Raw genomic sequence first — 23,885 nt, 5'->3', positions numbered from 1 at the left:
TTGGAGGGAACTCCCATGAAAGACCAAAAACAGCAATCCTCTCTCGATCTATTCGAGGAAAAGGAAAAATTCATAAAAGGAACCCACCTCGTTACGATCTTCCATAATGAGTCCAATATGTATTCGGTTGTTCGTATAAGAGTGGTCGAAACGAATGTTCCACAGGAGGAAAAGGAAGCGGTCGTGACTGGGTATTTCCCTCGTATTCATGAAGATGAAACGTACATATTCTTTGGACAAATGAAGGACCATCCCCGTTTTGGACAGCAATTCCACGTGGAACACTTCCGGAAAGATATCCCCCAAACGCGCCACGGCATTGTCCAGTATTTATCAAGTGACTTATTTTCTGGGATTGGCAAAAAGACCGCCGAAAAAATTGCAGATGCACTTGGAGAAAATGCGATATCCAGAATTCTGGAGAACCCTTCAATATTAGATGAAGTTCCTAAGCTTGCTGCAGACAAAGCGAAGCAGTTATATAGCACCTTAATGGAACATCAAGGGTTAGAGCAGGTGATGATTGCACTATCTCAGTTTGGATTTGGTCCACAGCTTTCCATGAAGATATATCAGACCTATAAGGATGAAACCATTGCCATGCTGCAAAAGAATCCTTATCAGCTAGTGGAAGATGTGGAGGGGATAGGATTTGGACGGGCAGATGAATTAGGCAGCCATTTCGGAATATCAGGAAACCATCCAGATCGAATACGAGCAGGCTGTTTGTACACAATAGAGCAGCATTCCCTGCAAGAAGGCCATTGTTATGTAACAGATGTTCAACTTTCAGAAGCAGTCGTTCGTTTGCTAAATGAAAAGCAATACGGTTTAGTATCAGAATCCGACATTTCTCGGGAAATTCTACAACTGACGGAGGAAGGTAAATTAAAAGCGGAAGAAGAAAGGGTTTATTTACCTAGTCTTTATTTTTCCGAGCAAGGGCTTGTTACGAATATTAAACGTGTTATTGCTCAAACTCAGTATACCGAACAGTTTCCGGAATCGGAATTTTTACTTGCTTTAGGTAAATTGGAAGACCGTCTTAAAGTTCAATATGCTCCTTCTCAAAAAGAGGCAATACAACAGGCGTTGTTAACATCCATGCTTCTATTAACGGGCGGACCAGGTACGGGTAAAACTACAGTAATAAAGGGTATTGTTGAGTTATACTCTGACCTTCATGGCTGTTCATTAGATCCAAAAGATTATGATAAGGATGATCCATTTCCCATCATGCTTGTAGCACCAACAGGGCGTGCAGCCAAAAGGATGAGTGAGGCTACTGGTTTACCTTCCCTTACTATTCACAGACTGCTCGGCTGGAATGGCTCAGAAGGCTTTTCGCATAATGAGGAAAATCCAATCTCAGGGAAGCTGCTGATTGTGGATGAAGTATCGATGGTAGATATTTGGTTAGCAAATCAATTGTTTAAGTCTTTGCCAGAAGATATTCAAGTGGTGCTTGTTGGAGATGAAGATCAACTTCCTTCTGTTGGACCTGGCCAGGTTTTAAAGGATTTATTGGCATCGAAGGCAATACCGACCGTCCAACTGACAGATATTTACCGACAAAAAGGTGGCTCATCTATCATAGAGCTTGCCCATGAAATGAAGGCGGGCACGATTCCTTCTGACATCTCAACCGCAAAGAAGGATCGCTCCTTTATAAAGTGTGGTCAGGCGCAAATATTGGATGTTGTGAAAAAAGTTTGTGCTAACGCCAAAGATAAAGGATACACCGCACGTGACATCCAGGTGCTAGCACCAATGTACCGCGGGAATGCAGGCATAGACAAATTGAATGAAATGCTGCAAGAACTATTTAATCCTAAAAGTGAGCAGAGACGTGAAATAAGTTTCGGGAATGTTGTGTACCGTACAGGTGACAAGATACTCCAGCTCGTTAATCAACCGGAAAGCCAGGTTTATAATGGCGATATCGGTGAAATAGTCTCGATCTTTTATGCAAAGGAAAATACAGAAAAGCAGGATATGGTTATTGTTTCGTTTGATGGAAATGAAGTCACCTATATAAAACAGGATCTCGGACAAATTACACATGCATATTGCTGCAGCATTCATAAATCACAGGGCAGTGAGTTCCCAATTGTAGTCTTGCCGGTCGTAAAAAGCTATTACAGGATGCTTCGCCGTAACTTATTATATACAGCAGTTACTAGATCTAAGCGATTTTTAATTTTATGTGGCGATGAGGATGCACTTAAGCTTGGTGTGCAAAGAGCAGATGAGCAGGCAAGGCAAACATCGTTAAAAGAACGTTTGCAACAAAAAGTACCGGTTGAACTGGTAGAAGAAGAGACAGAGGATATTGTTGTTCCTTTTGATATTCCATTTTGGAAAGATGCCAACATTGGGATGGAGAATATTAGTCCTTATGATTTTATGGAGGAAGAGGATTAAGTTCTTCTGCTTATCGCTAGGCTCCACCTTAATTGGAAAACCTTACGCAGTATTACCTGAGGGGAAATGACGGAAAATAGTAATGTTCGAAAAGAGGTGGTTTTCCTTTGAGAACATTCTCTAGAGTAGTTGGGATGCTCCTATACGATACAGCTTCCGGTAAAAAAATAGGACGAATCACAGACTTCTGCATTGAGGAACCTGGAATTGTAAAAGGGCTGCTTATCGACGGTAAAGGAATGTTCCATCGCACAAAATTTCTCCGTTACGAGACCATCCATTCCATTGGAGAAGATGGAGTCATGGCAAAAGACCCTAAGTTGTCTCCGGTCATTAAAGAACATGGTAAGATCTATTTTCATCATTACCATGGCATAAAAGGGAAATCCTTTATAACTAGTGAAGGAGATAAGCTGGGTTTGCTTGAAGATGTATACTTTGAAGAAAAAACGGGCACAATCGTAGGATATGAAGTAACGGACGGCTTTTTCGCAGATATTGCAGAAGGAAAAAAGATAATCAAGAATCCTTCTGATTTAATTATTGGCAAAGATACCGTCGTCGTTTCTGTACTAACCTAACGAGAGGTGTCTGAGATGGTTCTTTCTTGTCCTAACTGCAAAAGCAAGGATATCGGAAAAATAGGTGTTAATCAATATTATTGCTGGGGTTGTTTTATCGAGCTTTCTGTCTCCCAAGGAGTAGTCCATACTCACCAAGTAGAAGAGGATGGCACATTAAGTTCACTGGATGATTTGTTTCATGAAGACGATCGACAAATTAGCATATAACCTACAATAGGGAGTGAGTCGCATGAACAGAGCAATGACGTCCTTGTTAATGATTGGCCTAGGAGCGGCAGCTAGCCGCATGAGTAAAAACAATGAGGTGCAAAACTTTTTTGGTGGCATGACTTCCAAACGAAATATGAAAAAAATGAGAAAAAAAGCTCAGCGTATGTTTTCTTGATATATTTAAAATCCGTTTCTGCCTTGTGGCAGGAGCGGATTTTTTTTGAAGAGCAAAGAAAGTACATGAAAAGTGAAGATGGTAGCGGATGATGTCCATTCGAGCGTGAAGAAAGTACATGAAAAGTGAAGATGGTAGCGGATGATGTCCATTCAAGCGTGAAGAAAGTACATGAAAAGTGAAGATGGTAGCGGATGATGTCCATTCAAGCGTGAAGAAAGTACATGAAAAGTGAAGATGGTAGCGGATGATGTCCATTCAAGCGTGAAGAAAGTACATGAAAAGTGAAGATGGTAGCGGATGATGTCCATTCAAGCGTGAAGAAAGTACATGAAAAGTGAAGATGGTAGCGGATGATGTCCATTCAAGCGTGAAGAAAGTACATGAAAAGTGAAGATGGTAGCGGATGATGTCCATTCAAGCGTGAAGAAAGTACATGAAAAGTGAAGATGGTAGCGGATGATGTCCATTCAAGCGTGAAGAAAGTACATGAAAAGTGAAGATGGTAGCGGATGATGTCCATTCAAGCGTGAAGAAAGTACATGAAAAGTGAAGATGGTAGCGGATGATGTCCATTCAAGCGTGAAGAAAGTACATGAAAAGTGAAGATGGTAGCGGATGATGTCCATTCAAGCGTGAAGAAAGTACATGAAAAGTGAAGATGGTAGCGGATGATGTCCATTCAAGCGTGAAGAAAGTACATGAAAAGTGAAGATGGTAGCGGATGATGTCCATTCAAGCGTGAAGAAAGTACATGAAAAGTGAAGATGGTAGCGGATGATGTCCATTCAAGCGTGAAGAAAGTACATGAAAAGTGAAGATGGTAGCGGATGATGTCCATTCAAGCGTGAAGAAAGTACATGAAAAGTGAAGATGGTAGCGGATGATGTCCATTCAAGCGTGAAGAAAGTACATGAAAAGTGAAGATGCTAGCGGATGATGTCCATTCAAGCGTGAAGAAAGTACATGAAAAGTGAAGATGGCAGCGAATGATGTCCATTCGAGCGTAAAGAAAGTATATGAAAAGTGAAGATGCCAGCGGATGATGTCCATTCGAGCGTGAAGAAAGTACATGAAAAGTGAAGTTGGTAGCGGATGATGTCCATTCAAGCGTGAAGAAAGTACATGAAAAGTGAAATTGGTAGCGGATGATGTCCATTCAAGCGTGAAGAAAGTACATGAAAAGAGGAGATGGCAACGGATGATGTCCATTCAAGAGCAGAGTAAGTACATGAAAAGAGTAGTTGGGGCCGGAAGATGTCCATTCGAGCGTGAAGAAAGTACGTGAAAAGTGAAGATGCCAGCGGATGATGTCCATTCAAGCGTGAGGAAAGTACATGAAAAGAGGAGATGGCAACGGATGATGTCCATTCAAGAGCAGAGTAAGTACATGAAAAGAGTAGTTGGGGCCGGAAGATGTCCATTCGAGCGTGAAGAAAGTACGTGAAAAGTGAAGATGCCAGCGGATGATGTCCATTCTAGCGTGAGGAAAGTACATGAAAAGTGAAGATGGTAGCGGATGATGTCCATCCAAGAGCAAAGTAAGTACATGAAAAGCCGGGAACCTTAAGGATGATGTACCAAAAAGAGCAAAGTAAGACATGAAAAGCATTAAACCTGATGGATGATCCTAATTTTACAGAATGGACAGTCTTCCCCCTCTACGGTTTAACATTATGTATAATGTAATACTCTTAAGAAGACAGTACAATATACATAAAGTTCATACTATTCTAAATATTTTAAAACTATTTTTTAGTAAGCATTTATTTATTCATAAAGGGGGTAATAGAATGTCCGACAAAGTGAAAATAGGGTTAATTCAAGCTTCTAATGATGTGGACGGAAATGAACCTGTAGAAGCCCATAAAAAAGCTGCGATTGAAAAGCACATTAAATTAGTACGAGAAGCAAAGGCCAAGGGTGCACAAATTATCTGCTTGCAGGAAATTTTTTATGGACCGTATTTTTGCAGTGAACAAAATTCTAAATGGTATGAGGCAGCCGAGGAAATTCCGCATGGCCCTACAACAAAGCTGTTTCAAGAGCTGGCTAAAGAATTAGAGGTTGTTATTGTGCTTCCAATTTATGAGCGCGAAGGAATCGCAACTTATTATAATACCGCTGCAGTGATTGATGCAGACGGCAGCTACTTAGGGAAGTACCGTAAGCAGCATATTCCTCAGGTTGGTGTGGGGGATCAGGGACATGGATTCTGGGAGAAGTTCTACTTTAAACCAGGAAACCTGGGTTACCCGATATTTGATACAGCATACGCCAAGGTAGGTGTCTACATATGCTATGATCGCCATTTTCCAGAAGGAGCAAGATTACTCGGATTAAAGGGAGCCGAAATTGTTTTCAATCCATCGGCTACTGTTGCAGGTCTATCTGAGTATTTGTGGAAGCTAGAGCAGCCAGCACATGCTGTAGCAAATGGCTATTATGTAGGAGCAATAAACAGAGTTGGCGTGGAAAGTCCGTGGAAAATGGGAGAATTCTATGGTCAATCCTATTTAGTAGACCCTAGAGGAACCTTTGTATCTGTAGGAAGTCGTGACCAGGATGAAGTAATCATCGGTGAGATGAACAAAAAATTAATACGCGAAGTGAGAGATGTGTGGCAGTTTTATCGTGATAGAAGACCAGAAACCTATGAAGAAATGACAGCACTTTTGCCGTAAAAGGCCAAAAAGGGATAACTCTTTCGTAACATTTGTGACCTAATTTACTTTCGAGATGAAGGGGACACATCGAAGAGTTATCTCTTTTTTACCATGGCTCTTTTCAATGCACAAACCGCCTTTACCAATAATTGATCATATAGAAAGGAGATGTTTCATTGAAATCCGCTAATAGAATTGATTACAAAGACCTTTCTTTGAATTTCTTGGAAGTTAAACCAGGCTTAACCGACAGAGAAGCAATGGAAGAGGCTAACCGCTGCCTTTATTGCTATGACGCTCCCTGTACTGTGGCCTGTCCTACAAGTATCGATATTCCATCATTCATTAAAAAAATCGCATCAGGAAACTTAAAAGGTTCAGCCAAAACCATTATGTCGGCTAATCCAGTAGGGGCAAGCTGTTCAAGAGTATGTCCAACCGAGGAATTATGTGAAGGGGCCTGTGTTCTTAATCATCATACCAAGCCAATTGTTATTGGGGACCTTCAAAGGTATGCAACAGATTGGGCAATAAAAAATGAGCAGGTTCTTTTTGAAAAAGGGATGCCGAATGGTAAGAAAATCGCTGTCGTTGGAGGAGGTCCCGCAGGACTTTCTGCTGCAAGGGAATTAGCCTTACTCGGTTTTCAAGTAACCATTTTTGAAGCTGAGGAAGAAGCTGGAGGATTGAATACGTATGGGATAGTTTCCTTTCGTTTACCAAAACGTGTGTCCTATTGGGAAGTGGAACAAGTGAAGAGTTTGGATGTGGAGATAAGAACTAATACAAAAGTTGGCGTGGATATAGGAGTAGAAGAAATTCTTGAAGCATACGATGGGGTTATTTTAGCTGTTGGTATGGCAAGTGTGCCGATGTTGGGAATTGAAGGGGAGGAGCTAAAAGGAGTTTATGACGCCATTGATTTTGTAAAGGAAACAAAAACAAATACCATCTCAGATAAATTTAAGGGGAAAAATGTGGTTGTCATTGGCGCAGGAAATACTGCAATAGACGGTGCAACCTGCTCAGTTAGGCTAGGAGCGGAAAACGTAAAGGTCCTTTATAGAAGAACACTTGAAGAGATGAGTGCTTATGATTTTGAATATGAATTTGCAAAGCAGGATGGGGTGGAATTCCGTTGGTTAACGGCACCTAACCGAATTATTGGAAATGAAAAAGGAGAAGTAACTCATATTGAATGTGTGCAGATGGAACTTAGCAGTCAGGGTTCGGATGGTAGAAGACGACCCGTTAAGGTGGAAGGCTCTGAATTTCTCCTTAAAGTGGATGTTGTTATAAAGGCAATCGGCCAGACCCGGTATACTCCCCTCTTTAATCAATTTGGGCTGGAACATGATGACGGTGTAGTCAAAATTAACAAACACACGCATGCAACCTCGCATGAAAAAGTTTATGCCTGTGGCGATGTTGTGTTTGGAAAAGGCCAAGGGGAAGCAATGGTTGTCACTGCAGCGGAACAAGGCAAGCAGACGGCATACGCTTTGTATGAACGGTTAGTAAAAAGAGTAACAGAAACAGCATAATACTCAGGAGTGAGGGGGGAAATCATGGCAGACTTATCGATAAATCTAGCAGGAATTAAATCACCAAATCCATTCTGGCTGGCAAGTGCACCACCCACCAATTCAGGTTATCAAGTGCAGCGAGCGTTTGAGGCTGGTTGGGGTGGAGCCGTTTGGAAGACACTTGGAGATCCTATTCTAAATGTATCTTCACGTTTTGCGGCAGTAAGCTTTAACGGGCAAAGAGTGGCAGGATTCAATAATATTGAACTGATCACAGATCGTCCACTTGAAGTGAATTTAAAAGAAATTGCTGAAACAAAAAAACGATTTCCGGATCGAGCATTAATTGCGTCCTTAATGGTGGAGCCTAGCCAAGAAAAGTGGCATGAAATTGTGAAGAAAGTAGAGGCAGTAGGAGTGGATGGGCTGGAGTTAAACTTTGGTTGTCCTCATGGAATGGCAGAACGAGGAATGGGATCAGCTTCTGGTCAGGTTCCAGAACTTGTCGAAAAGCAAACCTATTGGGCCAAAGAGGTTGCCAATACACCGGTAATCGTTAAGCTTACACCTAACATAACAGATATTACCGTTACGGCTGAGGCAGCAGTTCGCGGGGGCGCAGACGCAATAAGTATGATCAATACGATTAACAGTCTAGCAGGTGTCGATTTGGAGAGCTGGAACACCATTCCTCATGTTGCAGGAAAAGGGGCGCATGGAGGCTATTGTGGTCCTGCGGTGAAGCCAATTGCACTAAACATGGTCGGAGAGTGTGCAAGAAACCCAAGAATTAATGTGCCAATCTCTGGCATGGGTGGAGTAACAGATTGGCAAAATGCAGTGGAGTTCATGCTGATGGGTGCAACGGGTGTCCAGATTTGTACAGTCGCAATGCACCATGGGTTTCGGATAGTGGATGATATGATAGACGGATTGTCCAATTATTTAGATACAAAGGGAATACAATCTGTCATGGATCTTGTAGGAAAATCAGTTCCGAGGTATTCAGATTGGGGTAACTTAGATCTTAACTATAAAATTGTTGCAAGAATTAATCAGGACACCTGTATAAACTGCAATAAATGTCACATTGCCTGTGAGGATACCTCGCATCAATGTATCGATATGTTAAAGGATTCATCAGGAGCATCTTATGTTCAGGTGCGCGAAGAAGATTGTGTTGGCTGTAATTTATGTTCCATCGTATGTCCGGTGGATGATGCGATCTCAATGGTGGAACTACCACATGATATGCCTGCAATGACCTGGAACGAAAGACAAAGCGCAATAGGAATGCTCAAACAGACGGAAGTGAACACAGTAAAATAAATAAAGGAGGATTTAAAGGGAATGGGAAAAAAACTAATTAAAAACGGCGTGATTGTAACAGCAAGTGATCAATATGAGGCAGACATTCTCATCGATGGTGAAACCATATCTGCCATAGGAGATACCCTTCCTTCAACTGATGCAGAAATAATAGATGCCAAAGGATGCTATATTTTCCCTGGTGGTATTGATCCACATACACATCTCGATATGCCCTTTGGTGGAACGGTAACAAAGGATGATTTTGAATCAGGAACAAGAGCAGCTGCTTTTGGAGGAACAACTACTATTATTGACTTTTGCCTAACAGAAAAAGGCAAACCACTAAAAGATGCTATCCAAACATGGCATAACAAATCAAAAGAAAAAGCAGTGATTGATTATGGCTTCCATCTTATGATTGGAGAAATAAATGAGAAGGTACTTGCGGAGTTACCACAAGTAATTGATGAGGAGGGCATCACTTCCCTGAAAGTATTTATGGCATATAAAAATGTCTTTCAAGCAGATGATGGAACGCTATTCCGAACACTAATTACGGCCAAGGATCTTGGTGCACTCGTGATGGTTCATGCCGAAAATGGGGATGTGATTGACTATTTAACAAAGGAGGCGTTGAATAACGGTAACACAGATCCAATCTATCATGCTTTGACTAGACCCCCGGAAGTGGAAGGTGAAGCGACCGGGCGAGCAGCTCAACTCACTTCTCTGGCAAACTCGCAGCTTTATGTTGTTCACGTTAGTTGTGCAAATGCAGTAGAGAAAATAGCGGAAGCACGCAACAAAGGAGTGGAAATCTGGGGTGAAACGTGTCCCCAATATTTGACTCTGGACCTAAGCCATCTTAAAAGACCGAATTTTGAAGGAGCGAAATTTGTTTGGTCCCCACCACTTCGAGAAAAATGGCATCAAGAAGTATTGTGGAATGCCTTGAAGAGCGGGCAACTTCAAACAATTGGCTCTGATCAGTGTTCTTTTGATTTTAATGGTCAAAAAAGTTTGGGGAAAGGGGATTTTACGAAGATTCCAAATGGAGGTCCAATGATTGAAGATCGCGTAAGTGTGTTGTTTTCTGAAGGAGTGAAAAAAGGAAGAATCTCGATTCATCAGTTTGTTGATATTATTTCCACCCGTGCAGCAAAGCTTTTTGGAATGTTCCCGAAAAAAGGAACAATTGCCGTTGGTGCTGATGCAGATTTGGTTTTGTTCGACCCCAATAAAGAAAGAGTCCTTTCTGCTGCTTCCCATCACATGGCTGTGGATTATAACGCTTTTGAAGGGATGAAAATAACTGGAGAACCGGTTTCAGTTCTTGTGAGGGGAGAATTTGTCGTCCGTGATAAACAGTTTGTAGGCAAAGCAGGAAGCGGTCAATATTTGAAGCGGGAGAAGTACGGAACAACAAAATCATTAAAGCAGAACGAGACGCTCTCTATCTAGATGACAAATTTTTAATACCTGTAATCTGCTAATTGCTTGCCCTATAGGATATGAATAGGTCTAGCAATTGGCGGGGGTTACTATATTCAATAAGAATGGGGTGTTGTGATGAAAAAGAATACAAGTTATCTAAAGTCTCCTGACTTGTTACCAATCTCTCATGCTGGAAGAAAAATTGGAACGCTCGGATTTGCCGTTATGTGGGTTGGTATGGCTGTTGTGCTTGCGGCTTTTGCGATAGGAGGAGCGGGAGTACAAAGCTTATCTTTAGGTTGGGTGATACTTGCTACCATCATTGGAAGTGTGGCAATTGGTCTGTGCATGACGATCACAGGTGATATTGGTATAGAGCATGGCCTGTCCTTTCCTGTGTATATGAGAGCCCCTTTTGGCACAATAGGCACACACATTCCCTCTATTATCCGTGGATTAACAGCATCGTTCTGGTTTGGTATTAATACTTTCTTCGGTGCTACGGCCATGAACGCGATTCTCTTTACTCTTTTTGGATTTGATAACTGGTTTGTGTGTTTTCTAATTTTTGCATTGGTTCAGTTGGTCAATACTGCACTTGGTATTAAAGCGGTCGAGCGTTTTGCTGATCTTGCTGCCCCGATTATTATTATTATTTCAGCGTGGATGTATACCACTTTATCAGATAAGGCATTAGAACAAGGAAAGAGTGTATGGACATGGATTGAAAGTCCAGTAACAGGTGGTGCGGCAGTAACAGCATTTTTAATCGTCATTTTTAGTAATATGGGATTTTGGGCCACACTTGCTGCAGACATTCCATCAATATCACGCTTTATAAAAGCTCCTAAGTATGAACGCAACTGGTTGAAAAGAAATAAATCAAGCATTGTTGGCAGTGTGATTGCATTACCGATCACACAAACCTTTATGGTGGTAATAGGAGGGGTTGCTTATATTGCAGTATCTAATTATGACCCTGTAGTTGCCCTTCAAGAAGCGGCTTCTGGAATTATTCTTGGGGTGCTTTTGCTTATGATTATCTTTGCACAATGGTCTACAAATGCCTCTGCGAATATCATTCCTGCTGCAACTATTTTCTCTAATGTCGGCGGACCTAAAGTTCCTTTTTGGGCAGGTGTTTTTATTGCAGGTATCGTCGGTTCTGTCGTGCAACCATGGAACCTATTTGATATCTTGATTCCGCTGCTACTTATTGTAGGGGGTATTCTATCGGCAATTGTTGGTATTTTATTTGCAGATTACTATCTTCTGAGAAAACGTAGAGTGAATGTACATGACCTGTATGAAGAGGAAGGGCAATATAAATATTTTCATGGATTTAATATTGCCGGGTTTATCGCGTGGATTGCAGGAGGAGTGGCAGCATATTATTTAACAAACTACTCTTTTGTTGTCGGCTTTGTTGTTGGTGCAGGTGTGTATTATGTTCTGGCAAAATACTGGTATTTTAATAAATACGAGCAGGCAGAAATCTTAGATCCAGACGATGAAAAATATTTGGGGATTACAGTTGGAAGAGATTGGATTATAAGAGAGGAAGATAACTCTCTGGAGGAGCCTAAAAAGCTTACAAGTTAAAGGGGAGATATGATGAGCGATTTTCAACAATTCTTGGCCGAGCGAGATAAAATTGATTTTTTTCTAAATAAAGGGTTTAGAATTAAGAATGTAGAAGAAAACTTAGAGGGTGCTTTCTTGATATTAGAAAACAGTACCAATAAAGAAAAACCGCAAGAAGAAACCTTACACATAAAGCATGCAGATTCAAGAAAATATTTTGCTTCTCTATTGATCGAACAGTTGAAAAAAGAATGTTAACAAAACCCTCATAGAATCTGATAAGAAAGAATAAAATCATGTAAACTGCATCGTGAAAGGAGCAAATCAAAATGGAATATCAATTGAAATGCAAAGAAAGTGCCTACCCGTGTGAGGTAACAATTGATGAAGACAACAACCGCTTTACAATTCGAAAAGCCGATTCGAGCGGAGAATTTTTTAACTCACCAGAAGAACTAGTTAACTGGATTTTACAAAATTGGGATTCAAGTGATTTTAATGATGAAGGTGAATTTCAGGAAATGGTAAAAGAGATCCAGTTAATTTTTCCGATTAATAGTTAGGTTTCGTTGAACACCGCTGTTACTCTCCACGAAAGGCTTCGCGTCCGCGGGGCGCATGGGAAGCCTCCTCGGCTAACGCCTGTGGGGTCTTCCCTAAGCCCTATTTCTTAGCAAGGAGTCTTCGCCTTTTCATTCCGATCCTCAGCTAGGGACACCAGAAGCTAAAAGTCACTAAAGTGACCTAAACTTTGCCAGAGTCATCGCCTTTACTTCAGCTTTTAAAATAGAAACCGAAACTAATAGAGGTATTTTAACGTAGCAACTAATTAAAGAAAATAAAGGTGACAGGATCGGTAAGTTGATTCCTGTCACCTTTTGTTATTATATGTCTGAATATTAAAATAATTTAAGAGCTAGATTACGTTATAATGAAAGTAGGGTTAGTTATGAAGGATACGGAAAAAATGAGGTGATTAAATGAGGAATATGCTTTCTTTGCAGGAGATAATGACCCGTAAGCATTTTGACAAAGCCGAAGTAATTGCAGGAGAAAAAGGTATTCATCGTTTAGTGAAATGGGTTCATGTGGTGGAAATCACCAAAATAGAAAAATTACTAAATGGACAAGAGTTAATACTATCAACAGGGGTCGCTTTTGGTGAAACGCCTGATGCTTTTTACTCTTTTGTTCAACAGTTGATTAATTGTAATGCAGCAGGTTTATGTATTGAAAAGGGAAGGTATACTTCCATCATTCCACAGGAAATAGTAGAACTAGCAAATCTTCATCAGTTTCCTCTTATCCTTTTTAAAGAAGAGGTATCTTTTGTCGAGATTACCCAGGATATCCATTCCATTTTAATCAATCAGCAATATCAGTTGGTATCTGATTTGGAAATGTATGCACAAACCTTAAACAAAAAACTTCTCACCATCTCCCAAGAAGAAGAAATTCTTACCTACCTTCACGAGCATATCGGCACCCAAATTATTTATGAAAAAGAAAAACAGGAACGATATTTTATACCTAGTGTACCCATCCACAAGCGCAAAGAGATTCTAAACTCACTGTCATCCGTAGAAGAAAAGGAAAGTCATTATATGAAACAATCGATCCAAGTATTGGATAAAGAATATGGGACGATCCACTTAATTTCCAAAGACCGGACTTTTAGCGAGTTCGATCTATTAATTCTCGATCGAACAGTCACAGCACTTGCCCAGCATTTGCTGAGGGGCCTCTATGTAGAAGAAAAGAGGAGACTAGAAGAGAGTGAGTGGCTGCGTAGTTGGTTAGAAGGGGGGCAATCGCTAGATTCGATTAGAGGATTCCTGAGTCGCCATGAAGCTCCTTTAAACATGGGCGGGGTCGTTCTTTTATGTAAAAAGCTAAGTGCAAATGCACCTTCACTTGATAAAACCTATATCACTTTATTGTTGCGTTCTATTTTTGAACAGCAGGGATTTTCCATCTTTTTTACTGAAATGAAAAATACTTTAACAGTTATTCTGCTAAACAGAAGAGAAAGGACCAATTGGAAAGAAAGGCTCAAGGTTGCGGTTAATACTATTATTGCTAGGCAAAGTGATAAACATGGAAAACCGTTTTTTCGCATAGGAATCGGCAAGTATGTACAGACCCTTGATCAATTTTCAAAGAGCTATTGGACCTCTTGGGAAGCCCTGCAAATTCAAGAACAGCTGCTTCAAGGAGTTTATTTATCCTTTTTTGAGGATTTACATATTTATCGTCTTATTTCCTACATGCAGAAAAATCAAGATTTAGGTGAATTTGTTATGGAATACTTGGAGCCTGTTATTATATATGATCAAAAACATAACGGGAAATTATTAGAAACATTAAAAATCTATTTAGCCTGTAACGGTTCAAAAAAAGAAACAGCCGAACAGCTTTATATAGTAAGGCAAACGCTCTATCATCGCATCCAAAAGTTGGAGACCTTGCTTGGCGCAGACTTTATGAAGTCGGAAAAAAGGCTAGTGATTGAGTTTATGATAATGGTATACGAGTACTTAAATGTGAGTAGTAGTTATTTTAATGAGAATAGTAGAACCTTGAATGGGTAAAAGAGATTAAAAAGTTCTTAGCTTTAATTTGCTGCGGTGATTTGTGACCCAGCATGTGATACCACCTTGTTGAGATATAGCTTGACTAAAACCTTTGCCGGTTTGCTTTCTTGAATTATGGAAGGCAGACTGGCGTTTTTTGTTATAGAAGGCGCTGATATAGAGAAGTGTTGATAATTGTGCTTCACCGGTAGCTTGTTATTCATAATGTGGAAAGGCAGTGGCTAATGGTTTTACATTATGTCTAATGAAAGCCTTTCTATTTTGTCGGATAATAGTCATAAGTTCTAAAAATTCAAAAAAATATCTAGGAGGTACGTGGATGACTACGACGTCAAAAGAGACAGCTGTTTTACAGAATTATATAAATGGAATTTGGGTGGATTCAAAAGGATCTGATGTACTTGATGTTATAAACCCTGCTACAAATGAGTGTTTGGCAAAGGTACCAATTTCCACTAGAGAGGATGTAGAAGACGCAGTTGAAGCTGCAAAGGCTGCTTTTCAAACATGGAAAAATACCCCTGTCCCAAAAAGGGCTAGAATTATGTATTCCTATCACCACCTATTAACGGAGCACCACGAAGAACTGGCTAAACTCATCGTAAAGGAAAATGGAAAAGCATATAAAGAGGCGTATGGTGAAGTGCAAAGAGGTTTAGAATGTGTAGAGTTTGCCGCTTCAACGCCAACATTAATAATGGGTGAAACGTTGTCCAATATCGCAGAGGACATTGATTCAAGTATGTATCGCTATCCTTTGGGAGTGGTGGGAGGAATCACCCCTTTTAACTTTCCGATGATGGTTCCGTTATGGATGTTCCCTCTTGCGGTGGCATGCGGCAACACCTTCGTGTTAAAGCCGTCTGAGAGAACTCCGTTGCTTGCTAATCGTTTAGTGGAACTGTTCACACAAGCGGGTGCTCCGGACGGGATAGTAAACGTGATCCATGGTGCACACGATGTTGTTAATGGTTTGCTTGATCATGTTGATGTGAAAGCAATTTCCTTTGTCGGTTCTCAGCCCGTGGCGAAATATGTTTATGAGCGTTCTGCAGCAATGGGGAAACGAGTGCAGGCATTATCGGGAGCGAAAAATCATCATGTTGTGATGCCTGATTGTGACATAGAAAAAGCAGCACAGCATATATTAACTTCAGCGTTTGGTAGTGCAGGTCAGCGTTGTATGGCTTGTAGCGCTGTTGTGGTAGTTGGTGACAATGACAAGTTTATCGAAGAGCTAAAAGTAAAAGCAGATGCAATGTCTATCGGTAATGGCATGGATGAAGAAGTCCTTCTTACGCCAGTGATTCGGGAGAGTCATAGGGAAAAGGTTTTAGGTTATATCAACCAAGGAGTAGTGGAAGGAGCTTCGCTAATACGTGACGGCAGAAAAGAAATGGAAGAGCGAACAGAAGGAAACTTCCTTGGGCCTACTATCTTTGATCATGTTACGCCTGAAATGACGATAGCAAAAGAAGAAATCTTTGCTCCCGTTCTGAGCTTGCTGCGCGCCAAAGATTTAGATGAAGCGTTGCAGCACATTGAAAAATCCCGCTTTGGTAACGGAGCGACAATCTATACAAAGGATGCAAGGGCAGTCAGACAGTTTAGAGAAGAGGCAGATGCAGGCATGATTGGAGTCAATGTGGGTGTCCCTGCCACCATGGCATTCTTCCCGTTCTCAGGCTGGAAAGATTCCTTCTACGGAGACTTACACGTAAACGGAAAAGACGGCCTGAATTTTTTCACTCGAAAAAAAATGATCACCTCCAGATTCGATTTCTAATGGAATGTAGTGAGTGTTAAAAAAAGGAAAAAGGGGCCAAACCCCTGTCGAAAGGTGGAATATATTTGGTGAAGATGGATCAGGCAAATGGGCAGGATTTGTTAGCGGATGATGATCGGTTTGTATGGCATTCAATGAAACCTTATAGTCCTCAAGGAACAATGGTAGTAAAGGAAGCAAAGGGTGCCTGGGTGACGGATATAGATGGAAACCGATATTTGGATGGCATGAGTGGGCTTTGGTGCGTCAACATTGGATATGGGCGCACCGAACTTGCTGAAGCCGCCTATGAGCAGTTAAAAAAACTGGCGTATTTTCCTTTAACACAAAGTCATGAACCAGCAATAAAATTAGCCAAGAAATTAAATGATTGGCTAAATGACGAATATGTGATTTTTTTCTCCAACAGTGGCTCGGAAGCAAACGAAACCGCATTTAAAATTGCTCGTCAATATCATTTACAGCGAGGTGAGCAGAGTAGATACAAAATTGTTTCAAGGTATCGTTCCTATCATGGAAATACGATGGGGGCTTTGGCTGCAACGGGTCAGGCGCAGAGGAAATATAAATACGAGCCGCTAGCACCAGGTTTTGTACACGTTGCCCCTCCTGACACATACCGAATGGAAGAACCGCTCACAACGGACCCAGAAAATCTCCGGAGTGTGAAGGATATTGATCAGACCATGACATGGGAGCTAAGTGAAACGATAGCTGCTATGATAATGGAGCCAATTATTACAGGAGGAGGAATATTAACCCCACCAGATGGATACATGAAGGCAGTAGAGGAAGTCTGCAAAAAGCATGGCTCTCTCCTAATAGTAGATGAAGTGATTTGCGGTTTTGGTCGCACAGGCAAGCCATTTGGATTTATGAACTATGGAGTCAAACCAGACATTATCACAATGGCCAAGGGGATAACAAGTGCTTACCTGCCATTATCAGCAACAGCTGTGAAAAAGGAGATTTATGAGCAGTTCAAAGGTTCAGAGGAATATGATTACTTACGTCATGTAAACACTTTTGGAGGAAGTCCTGCCTCGTGTGCGCTTGCCCTGAAAAACTTGGAGATAATGGAGAACGAAAGACTAATAGAATGTTCCGCTGAAAAAGGGGCGGTTTTACTAAGTGAGTTAAAATCCAGGCTATCCGTCCACTCCTTTGTTGGAGATGTGCGAGGAAAGGGGCTATTGGTAGGAATAGAGCTTGTATTAAACAAAGATACAAAAGAGCCGATTAGCCTTGATAAAATCAACCATGTTATTTCCTATTGTAAACAAAATGGTCTTATTATCGGGAAAAATGGTGCAACGGTTGCAGGCTACAACAATGTGATTACCCTTGCCCCTCCGCTATCAATAACAGATGCAGATCTTCAATTTATAATAAGAACTGTATCAGATGCAATCCAATCTATTAGTTAGGCTGTTTACGCATATATTTTTGCATTTTACGTAGAGTTGTTACACCCGTTACATTCATTGCTGTTATACTCTTTTCCGCAAGAGTTAAAAGCACTGTATAAATTACTCCAACTAAATAAACAATAACGAGTAGGAGGCGTTTCGCTTGAACAATCAGTGGAAATGGCTATTACGCCTAGGTACACTTCTACTCGTTATGATCATTTTATATGTGTTTATGAAACTAAGTCCGTTCTGGACCCCTGTTCTAAAAGTAATAATGACGGTAAGTATCCCTTTTTTTATCAGTATCTTTATAACCTATCTTCTTCACCCTATTGTTGAGTACACTTATAATAGAGGGGTGCCAAGACCGTTGGCCATCCTTTTAATTTACCTCATTTTCTTTGGTGCGCTTGGACTAATTGGCTATAAAGGAATTCCGATTATCATCGACCAGCTATGGGAGCTGTCGGACAATTTCCCTCGCCTTTCCAGGATTTATAGCGACTGGATAAAGCAGATACATAGCAGTACATCAGGTTGGCCTGATGGCATTCACGAAAGGGTGGACCAGACCTTTACGGAATTCGAGGGAATGCTTTCAAATCTGCTTGTAAAAGTAATTTCAGGTTTAAAAGGGATAATCAATTCCTTCTTCATTATTATCGTCATCCCGTTTATTGTCTTCTATCTTCTCAAAGATTTTGATCAAGTAAAAAAAACGATGTGGTACCTGACTCCTCGGAAATGGCGCCAATCTGGAATGTTATTTTTAAAGGATGTTGATAAATCTCTAGGAAGCTACATAAGAGGCCAGTTAACGGTTTGTATTATCATTGGAGGACTGGCGACCATTAGCCTTTGGTTAGTTGGAATGAAATATCCACTAGTACTTGGCATCATTATTGGAATAACTAATATCATCCCATACTTTGGGCCAATTATCGGTGCCTTTCCAGCAGTTATTATAGCAGCTACCATTTCAGTAAAAATGGTGATCTTTGTGTTAATTATTATCTTTGGATTGCAATTTATAGAAGGAAATATACTTTCACCACTTATAGTCGGAAAAAGTCTTCATATCCACCCAGTCTTAATTATTTTAGCATTGCTCATTGGAGGGGAAATTGGCGGTGTGGTGGGTCTCATTTTAGCCGTCCCTATTTTTGCGGTTTTAAAGGTTACCATCACTCATATAAGCAGCCACTTTATCAATCATTGACAAATAGGCATGACCTCTCATATAATCTTTACAACTGGTTGTTTTTGATATTATTACGAGCAAAAGAGCCTAACAAATACATATTTTAATTCAAAGAAGGATCGAGTATGTTACAGCCCATTTTAAAAGAGAAGAATTCCTTGGCTGAAAGAATTCTAAAATGAAGTGTAACAGAACGCTAATCCAGAGTGCAGAATAAAATCCTGCCGGTATGCACCGTTAAAGCATCTGAGAGATGGTAGAAACTTTTCTACCATAATCAGGGTGGTACCGCGAGAATACTCTCGTCCCTGTTATTGGGGACGGGAGTTTTTTGTTTTGGCTGGCAATATTCGCATGGATTGTTACTCTACGCAAGTTGGTACAACTCGCGCTGTCGTGCTCTTTTTATAATCTTTACGCAATGGCTTGGAAAACAGCCTATCAGAAAAAGGAGGAAGAATAAGATGAAACACTTATCATCTGCACAAGTTAGACAAATGTTTTTAGATTTCTTTAAAGAAAAAGGTCATTCGGTAGAACCTAGTGCACCACTTGTACCACACGAAGATCCATCCTTATTATGGATAAATAGTGGTGTTGCTACATTGAAAAAATATTTTGATGGTAGAGTGATCCCACAAAACCCTCGAATCTGTAATGCACAAAAATCAATACGGACGAATGATATTGAAAATGTAGGAAAGACGGCACGTCATCATACATTCTTCGAGATGTTAGGGAATTTTTCTATTGGTGAATATTTTAAAAAAGAAGCGATTGATTGGGCATGGGAATTCCTAACGAGCAAAGATTGGATCGGCTTTGATCCTGAAAAGCTTTCTGTGACCATCCATCCGGAAGACACCGAAGCTTACAACTATTGGAATGAGGTAATCGGCGTACCTGCAGAAAGAATTATCAGACTAGAGGGGAATTTCTGGGATATTGGAGAGGGCCCAAGTGGTCCTAATACCGAAATATTCTATGATCGTGGTGAAGCTTATGGGAATGATGAGTCTGATCCTGAATTATACCCCGGCGGAGAAAATGAGCGCTATTTGGAAATATGGAATCTTGTATTCTCGGAGTTCAATCATAATCCAGATGGAACATATACCCCTCTGCCGAAAAAGAACATTGATACAGGTATGGGATTAGAGCGGATGGTTTCTGTCATCCAAGATGTGCCGACAAACTTTGATACAGATCTATTTATTCCAATTATTGAAGCAACAGAAAGTGTTTCTGGAGAAAAATACCGTACAGATTTAGAAAAAGACGTAGCATTCAAAGTAGTGGCAGATCATATCCGAACGGTTACCTTTGCTGTTGGAGATGGGGCATTGCCTTCCAATGAAGGTCGCGGATATGTCCTTCGCCGTTTACTTAGAAGAGCCGTCCGTTATGCAAAACAACTTGGAATCAACCGACCATTCATGTATGAGCTTGTACCGGTGGTAGCAGAAGTCATGGTAGAATTCTATCCTGAAGTAAAAGCAAAACAAGACTTTATTCAACGCGTCATCAAAACAGAAGAAGAGCGGTTCCATGAAACATTAAACGATGGTTTGGCTATCTTGTCCACCGTGATTTCAAAAGCAAAAGAAGAAGGAGAACTAATCATTTCTGGAGCAGATGCTTTCCGCCTTTATGACACGTATGGCTTTCCAGTCGAATTAACGGAAGAGTATGTGGAAGAACAAGGAATGAAACTAGATCATGCAGGTTTTGAAAAAGAAATGCATCTCCAACGAGAGCGTGCACGATCAGCTCGCCAGGATGTAGACTCGATGCAGGTCCAGTCAGGTGTATTAGGCGATATCCAAGCCGAGAGTACCTTTGTTGGCTATGATAATCTTACAACGACGACCACGATTTCCGTACTCGTCAAACAAGGAGAGCTTGTAAAACAGGCGGAAGTTGGTGAAGAAGTCCAGATCATTCTTGCGGAAACTCCATTCTATGCAGAAAGTGGCGGACAAATAGCGGACCATGGTTACATTGCAGGGGAAAATGGAAGAGCGTTTGTTAAAGAAGTTAAAAAAGCACCAAATGGGCAAAATCTGCATACGATCGTCATCGAGCAAGGTGTTCTGAAACTGGAGGAAACGGTTCGAGCAGAAGTGGATTCCATGAGTCGAGCTCATATCGTGAAGAACCACACGGCAACCCACCTTTTACATCAAGCACTTAAAGATGTATTAGGCACTCACGTAAATCAGGCAGGTTCCCTTGTTACAGGAGAGCGCCTGCGTTTCGATTTTTCTCATTTTGGACAAGTTACAGAAGAAGAAATGGAGAAAATTGAAGCCATTGTTAATGAAAAAATCTGGGCAAGCCTAGATGTGAAGATGGAATACAAGTCACTAGACGAGGCAAAAGCGATGGGTGCGATGGCACTATTTGGTGAAAAATATGGCAATATTGTTCGCGTAGTGCAAGTGGCAGACTATAGTTTAGAACTTTGTGGAGGTTGCCATGTATCCAACACTTCAAGTATTGGTCTATTTAAAATCCTTTCAGAATCGGGAATTGGTGCTGGAACTCGCCGAATTGAAGCTGTAACAGGGGAAGGAGCTTATCGTTCATTAAACGAACAGGTGCAACTGTTGAAAACCGCTGCTTCTAAACTGAAAACAAAGCCTCAAGAAGTTGGGAACCGAATCGATGTCTTGTTATCAGAAATTAAAGAGCTTCAAAGAGAAAATCAATCGCTTGCTTCAAAATTAGGAAATATTGAAGCATCTAATCTTTCTAGTAATACGAAAGAAGTAAATGGGGTAACGATGCTAGTTAGTAAGGTAGCCGGAACTGACATGAATAATTTGCGCTCGATGGTGGATGATTTAAAAAACCAGCTAGGTTCTGCTATTATAGTATTAGCAAGTATTCAGGATGGTAAAGTTAATATATCTGCTGGTGTTACAAAAGACTTAATTGAAAAAGGGTATCATGCCGGAAAAATTGTGAAAGAAGTTGCAACACGCTGCGGCGGTGGTGGCGGAGGGCGTCCAGACATGGCCCAAGCTGGCGGGAAAAATCCTGAACAAGTCGACAATGCTCTACAATGTGTAGAAGAATGGATAAAATCCGTTTAACATTGAAGAATTTTGGTGTACAATAAAAGTAACAATTTACAAGCAGAAATTTGAAGTCTAAAAGAGAGGTGCAAATGATGAGCTCCTTTGACAAAACGATGAAGTTTAGCTTCCAAGAAGACACAATGGAAGCCAATGTAAATGAAGTATTAACAACTGTGTATGAGGCACTGGACGAAAAAGGGTACAACCCGATTAACCAGATTGTTGGCTACCTGCTTTCAGGAGATCCTGCATACATTCCACGTCATAAAGACGCGAGATCATTAATACGTAAAATTGAGAGGGACGAGCTAATTGAAGAATTAGTAAAGTCTTATCTAGACCAACACCGCAAGGAGTAGCAGATGCGAATTTTAGGCTTAGATGTTGGTTCCAAAACAGTAGGTGTTGCCATCAGCGATGAAATGGGATGGACTGCGCAAGGATTGGAAACGATAAAAATTGATGAAGCAGTAAAAAACCTTGGCTTTAAGCGATTAAAACAGATTATTGCTGAATACAAGCCGGAAAAAGTCATAATTGGGATGCCAAAGAACATGAATGGAACCATTGGGCCACGGGGCGAAGCAAGTAAGCATTATGGTGAAATGCTTACTGCTAAGACCGGGTTGCCTGTCGTTTATTGGGATGAAAGACTTTCTACTGTAGCAGCAGAAAAAATATTGATTTCTGCTGACGTAAGTAGAAAAAAGAGAAAACTGGTAATTGACAAAATGGCTGCATCAGTAATTCTTCAAGGCTACCTGGATAGTCAACAATAATATGAGGTGAATAGAATGGAACATGGAGAAAAACAAATTACAGTAGTAGATGAAGACGGTAACGAACAACTTTGTGAAGTATTGTTTACATTTGAATCAGAAGAATTCGGAAAGTCATACGTTCTATATTATCCAATCGGCGCTGAAAACGACGATGAAGATGATATCGAAATCCACGCATCTAGCTTCTTACCTAACGAAGAAAACCAAGAAGGTGAACTTCAGCCTGTAGAAACAGATGAAGAGTGGGATATGATCGAAGAAATGCTAAACACATTCATGGCTGAGGACGAAGAAGAATAAGTCTTCTCCAATACGACGAAAAAAGCAATCCAGGACAAGTTCTGGATTGTTTTTTTTATTTGATAAGAATGCAAATTTTTTGGCGGGGTGTCTGGGTCCGTTGACAATAATATTTGAACTTCACTTTCCTCTGCGCTAGTTCTTCAGTTGTAATGAACAGGGGTGAAGTAAGTACATGAAGGTAGGAGTAGGTTGCGGATGATGTCCATTCCAGGGCAAAGTAAGTACATGAAAAGAGGAGTTGGGAGCGGATGATGTCCATTCCAGAGAGAAGTAAGTACATGAAGGGAGGAGGAGGTTGCGGATGATGTACATTGAAGAGTGAAGGAAGTACATGAAAAGAGGAGTTGGGAGCGGATGATGTCCATTCCAGGGCAAAGTAAGTACATGAAAAGTGAAGTTGGTTGCGGATGATGTACATTGAAGAGTGAAGTAAGTACATGAAAAGAGGAGTTGGCAGCGGATGATGTCCATTCCAGAGTGAAGTAAGTACATGAAAAGTGAAGTTGGTGCGGGATGATGTCCATTCCGGAGTGAAGTTAGTCCATGAAAAGAGGGGATGGTGCGGGATGATGTCCATTCCAGAGTGACGTAAGTACATGAAAAGTGAAGTTGGTTGCGGATGATGTACATTGAAGAGTGAAGTAAGTACATGAAAAGAGGAGGTGGCAGCGGATGATGTCCATTCCAGAGTGAAGTAAGTACATGAAAAGTGAAGTTGGTGCCGGATGATGTCCATTCCGGAGTGAAGTAAGTACATGAAAAGAGGGGATGGTGCGGGATGATGTCCATTCCAGAGTGAAGTAAGTACAT

20 protein-coding genes and 1 other annotated feature are annotated in these 23,885 nt (G+C 40.8%); all 20 genes read left to right on the top strand.

The window, feature by feature from the left end:
* Positions 1–15 precede the first annotated feature (15 nt).
* A complete protein-coding gene (recD2, locus tag K9B36_RS13820; RefSeq protein WP_223702830.1) occupies positions 16–2,424 on the top strand; it encodes an SF1B family DNA helicase RecD2 in 2,409 nt (802 codons plus the stop codon).
* A gap of 107 nt (positions 2,425–2,531) precedes the next feature.
* Entirely contained in the window at positions 2,532–3,005 is a 474-nt protein-coding gene (locus tag K9B36_RS13815) for a PRC-barrel domain-containing protein (protein ID WP_223702829.1), read from the top strand.
* Positions 3,006–3,020: 15 nt separating this feature from the next.
* Positions 3,021–3,215, top strand: a complete 195-nt coding sequence (locus tag K9B36_RS13810) for a hypothetical protein (RefSeq protein WP_223702827.1) — start codon at positions 3,021–3,023, stop codon at positions 3,213–3,215.
* Positions 3,216–3,237: 22 nt separating this feature from the next.
* Positions 3,238–3,393, top strand: coding sequence for a DUF3918 family protein (locus tag K9B36_RS13805; protein WP_223702826.1), 156 nt, complete (start codon positions 3,238–3,240; stop codon positions 3,391–3,393).
* A 1,132-nt stretch (positions 3,394–4,525) separates the two neighbouring features.
* The gene (locus K9B36_RS13800) at positions 4,526–4,681 is read left to right on the top strand and encodes a hypothetical protein (RefSeq protein ID WP_223702825.1); all 156 of its coding nucleotides are present in this window, start codon (positions 4,526–4,528) and stop codon (positions 4,679–4,681) included.
* Positions 4,682–5,186: 505 nt separating this feature from the next.
* On the top strand, positions 5,187–6,077 hold the full coding sequence (locus K9B36_RS13795; protein WP_223702824.1) for a nitrilase-related carbon-nitrogen hydrolase: 891 nt from the start codon (positions 5,187–5,189) through the stop codon (positions 6,075–6,077).
* Between the two features lie 158 nt (positions 6,078–6,235).
* Complete coding sequence (locus K9B36_RS13790) at positions 6,236–7,603, top strand: NAD(P)-dependent oxidoreductase (RefSeq protein ID WP_223702823.1); 1,368 nt, start codon at positions 6,236–6,238, stop codon at positions 7,601–7,603.
* Between the two features lie 24 nt (positions 7,604–7,627).
* Positions 7,628–8,914: an NAD-dependent dihydropyrimidine dehydrogenase subunit PreA gene (gene preA, locus K9B36_RS13785; RefSeq protein ID WP_223702822.1), complete on the top strand. Its 1,287-nt coding sequence runs from the start codon at positions 7,628–7,630 to the stop codon at positions 8,912–8,914.
* Positions 8,915–8,935: 21 nt separating this feature from the next.
* Positions 8,936–10,357 carry a dihydropyrimidinase gene (gene hydA / locus K9B36_RS13780; protein ID WP_223702821.1) on the top strand — a complete coding sequence of 474 codons (1,422 nt, stop codon included), beginning with the start codon at positions 8,936–8,938 and terminating at the stop codon, positions 10,355–10,357.
* 108 nt (positions 10,358–10,465) lie between these two features.
* Positions 10,466–11,932 carry an NCS1 family transporter gene (locus K9B36_RS13775; RefSeq protein WP_223702819.1) on the top strand — a complete coding sequence of 489 codons (1,467 nt, stop codon included), beginning with the start codon at positions 10,466–10,468 and terminating at the stop codon, positions 11,930–11,932.
* A gap of 12 nt (positions 11,933–11,944) precedes the next feature.
* Positions 11,945–12,172 (top strand): hypothetical protein, encoded by a 228-nt coding sequence (locus K9B36_RS13770; RefSeq protein ID WP_223702817.1) that lies wholly within the window; start codon positions 11,945–11,947, stop codon positions 12,170–12,172.
* 71 nt (positions 12,173–12,243) lie between these two features.
* Entirely contained in the window at positions 12,244–12,477 is a 234-nt protein-coding gene (locus tag K9B36_RS13765; protein WP_223702815.1) for a hypothetical protein, read from the top strand.
* A 417-nt stretch (positions 12,478–12,894) separates the two neighbouring features.
* Positions 12,895–14,505 (top strand): PucR family transcriptional regulator, encoded by a 1,611-nt coding sequence (locus K9B36_RS13760; RefSeq protein ID WP_223702814.1) that lies wholly within the window; start codon positions 12,895–12,897, stop codon positions 14,503–14,505.
* Positions 14,506–14,827: 322 nt separating this feature from the next.
* Complete coding sequence (locus tag K9B36_RS13755; RefSeq protein WP_223702813.1) at positions 14,828–16,294, top strand: CoA-acylating methylmalonate-semialdehyde dehydrogenase; 1,467 nt, start codon at positions 14,828–14,830, stop codon at positions 16,292–16,294.
* Positions 16,295–16,368: 74 nt separating this feature from the next.
* Positions 16,369–17,721 (top strand): aspartate aminotransferase family protein, encoded by a 1,353-nt coding sequence (locus tag K9B36_RS13750; protein WP_263399385.1) that lies wholly within the window; start codon positions 16,369–16,371, stop codon positions 17,719–17,721.
* 145 nt (positions 17,722–17,866) lie between these two features.
* The gene (locus K9B36_RS13745; protein WP_223702811.1) at positions 17,867–18,925 is read left to right on the top strand and encodes an AI-2E family transporter; all 1,059 of its coding nucleotides are present in this window, start codon (positions 17,867–17,869) and stop codon (positions 18,923–18,925) included.
* A gap of 84 nt (positions 18,926–19,009) precedes the next feature.
* Positions 19,010–19,220: a binding site (T-box leader), on the top strand.
* 151 nt (positions 19,221–19,371) lie between these two features.
* Positions 19,372–22,005, top strand: a complete 2,634-nt coding sequence (alaS, locus tag K9B36_RS13740; RefSeq protein ID WP_223702810.1) for an alanine--tRNA ligase — start codon at positions 19,372–19,374, stop codon at positions 22,003–22,005.
* A gap of 77 nt (positions 22,006–22,082) precedes the next feature.
* Positions 22,083–22,349: an IreB family regulatory phosphoprotein gene (locus K9B36_RS13735; RefSeq protein WP_223702946.1), complete on the top strand. Its 267-nt coding sequence runs from the start codon at positions 22,083–22,085 to the stop codon at positions 22,347–22,349.
* A gap of 3 nt (positions 22,350–22,352) precedes the next feature.
* Positions 22,353–22,769 carry a Holliday junction resolvase RuvX gene (gene ruvX, locus K9B36_RS13730; protein ID WP_223702808.1) on the top strand — a complete coding sequence of 139 codons (417 nt, stop codon included), beginning with the start codon at positions 22,353–22,355 and terminating at the stop codon, positions 22,767–22,769.
* A gap of 15 nt (positions 22,770–22,784) precedes the next feature.
* Positions 22,785–23,072, top strand: coding sequence for a DUF1292 domain-containing protein (locus tag K9B36_RS13725; protein WP_223702806.1), 288 nt, complete (start codon positions 22,785–22,787; stop codon positions 23,070–23,072).
* Positions 23,073–23,885 lie beyond the last annotated feature (813 nt).

Origin of the sequence: Sutcliffiella deserti, from assembly GCF_020037475.1 — a bacterium.
In the GTDB taxonomy this organism is placed as follows: domain Bacteria; phylum Bacillota; class Bacilli; order Bacillales; family Bacillaceae_I; genus Sutcliffiella_A; species Sutcliffiella_A deserti.
Note: the sequence above shows the minus strand (reverse complement) of the source record. Positions and strands in the feature narration are given on the sequence as shown.

Bases quoted from the DNA above. Each gene is read 5' to 3' on its own strand.
- K9B36_RS13770 (WP_223702817.1), top strand. From the start codon at position 11,945: ATGAGCGATTTTCAACAATTCTTGGCCGAGCGAGATAAAATTGATTTT.
- K9B36_RS13735 (WP_223702946.1), top strand. From the start codon at position 22,083: ATGAGCTCCTTTGACAAAACGATGAAGTTTAGCTTCCAAGAAGACACA.
- K9B36_RS13750 (WP_263399385.1), top strand. From the start codon at position 16,369: ATGGATCAGGCAAATGGGCAGGATTTGTTAGCGGATGATGATCGGTTT.
- K9B36_RS13765 (WP_223702815.1), top strand. From the start codon at position 12,244: ATGGAATATCAATTGAAATGCAAAGAAAGTGCCTACCCGTGTGAGGTA.
- K9B36_RS13795 (WP_223702824.1), top strand. From the start codon at position 5,187: ATGTCCGACAAAGTGAAAATAGGGTTAATTCAAGCTTCTAATGATGTG.
- preA (WP_223702822.1), top strand. From the start codon at position 7,628: ATGGCAGACTTATCGATAAATCTAGCAGGAATTAAATCACCAAATCCA.
- K9B36_RS13725 (WP_223702806.1), top strand. From the start codon at position 22,785: ATGGAACATGGAGAAAAACAAATTACAGTAGTAGATGAAGACGGTAAC.
- recD2 (WP_223702830.1), top strand. From the start codon at position 16: ATGAAAGACCAAAAACAGCAATCCTCTCTCGATCTATTCGAGGAAAAG.
- alaS (WP_223702810.1), top strand. From the start codon at position 19,372: ATGAAACACTTATCATCTGCACAAGTTAGACAAATGTTTTTAGATTTC.
- K9B36_RS13805 (WP_223702826.1), top strand. From the start codon at position 3,238: ATGAACAGAGCAATGACGTCCTTGTTAATGATTGGCCTAGGAGCGGCA.
- K9B36_RS13760 (WP_223702814.1), top strand. From the start codon at position 12,895: ATGAGGAATATGCTTTCTTTGCAGGAGATAATGACCCGTAAGCATTTT.
- K9B36_RS13810 (WP_223702827.1), top strand. From the start codon at position 3,021: ATGGTTCTTTCTTGTCCTAACTGCAAAAGCAAGGATATCGGAAAAATA.
- hydA (WP_223702821.1), top strand. From the start codon at position 8,936: ATGGGAAAAAAACTAATTAAAAACGGCGTGATTGTAACAGCAAGTGAT.
- K9B36_RS13755 (WP_223702813.1), top strand. From the start codon at position 14,828: ATGACTACGACGTCAAAAGAGACAGCTGTTTTACAGAATTATATAAAT.
- K9B36_RS13775 (WP_223702819.1), top strand. From the start codon at position 10,466: ATGAAAAAGAATACAAGTTATCTAAAGTCTCCTGACTTGTTACCAATC.
- ruvX (WP_223702808.1), top strand. From the start codon at position 22,353: ATGCGAATTTTAGGCTTAGATGTTGGTTCCAAAACAGTAGGTGTTGCC.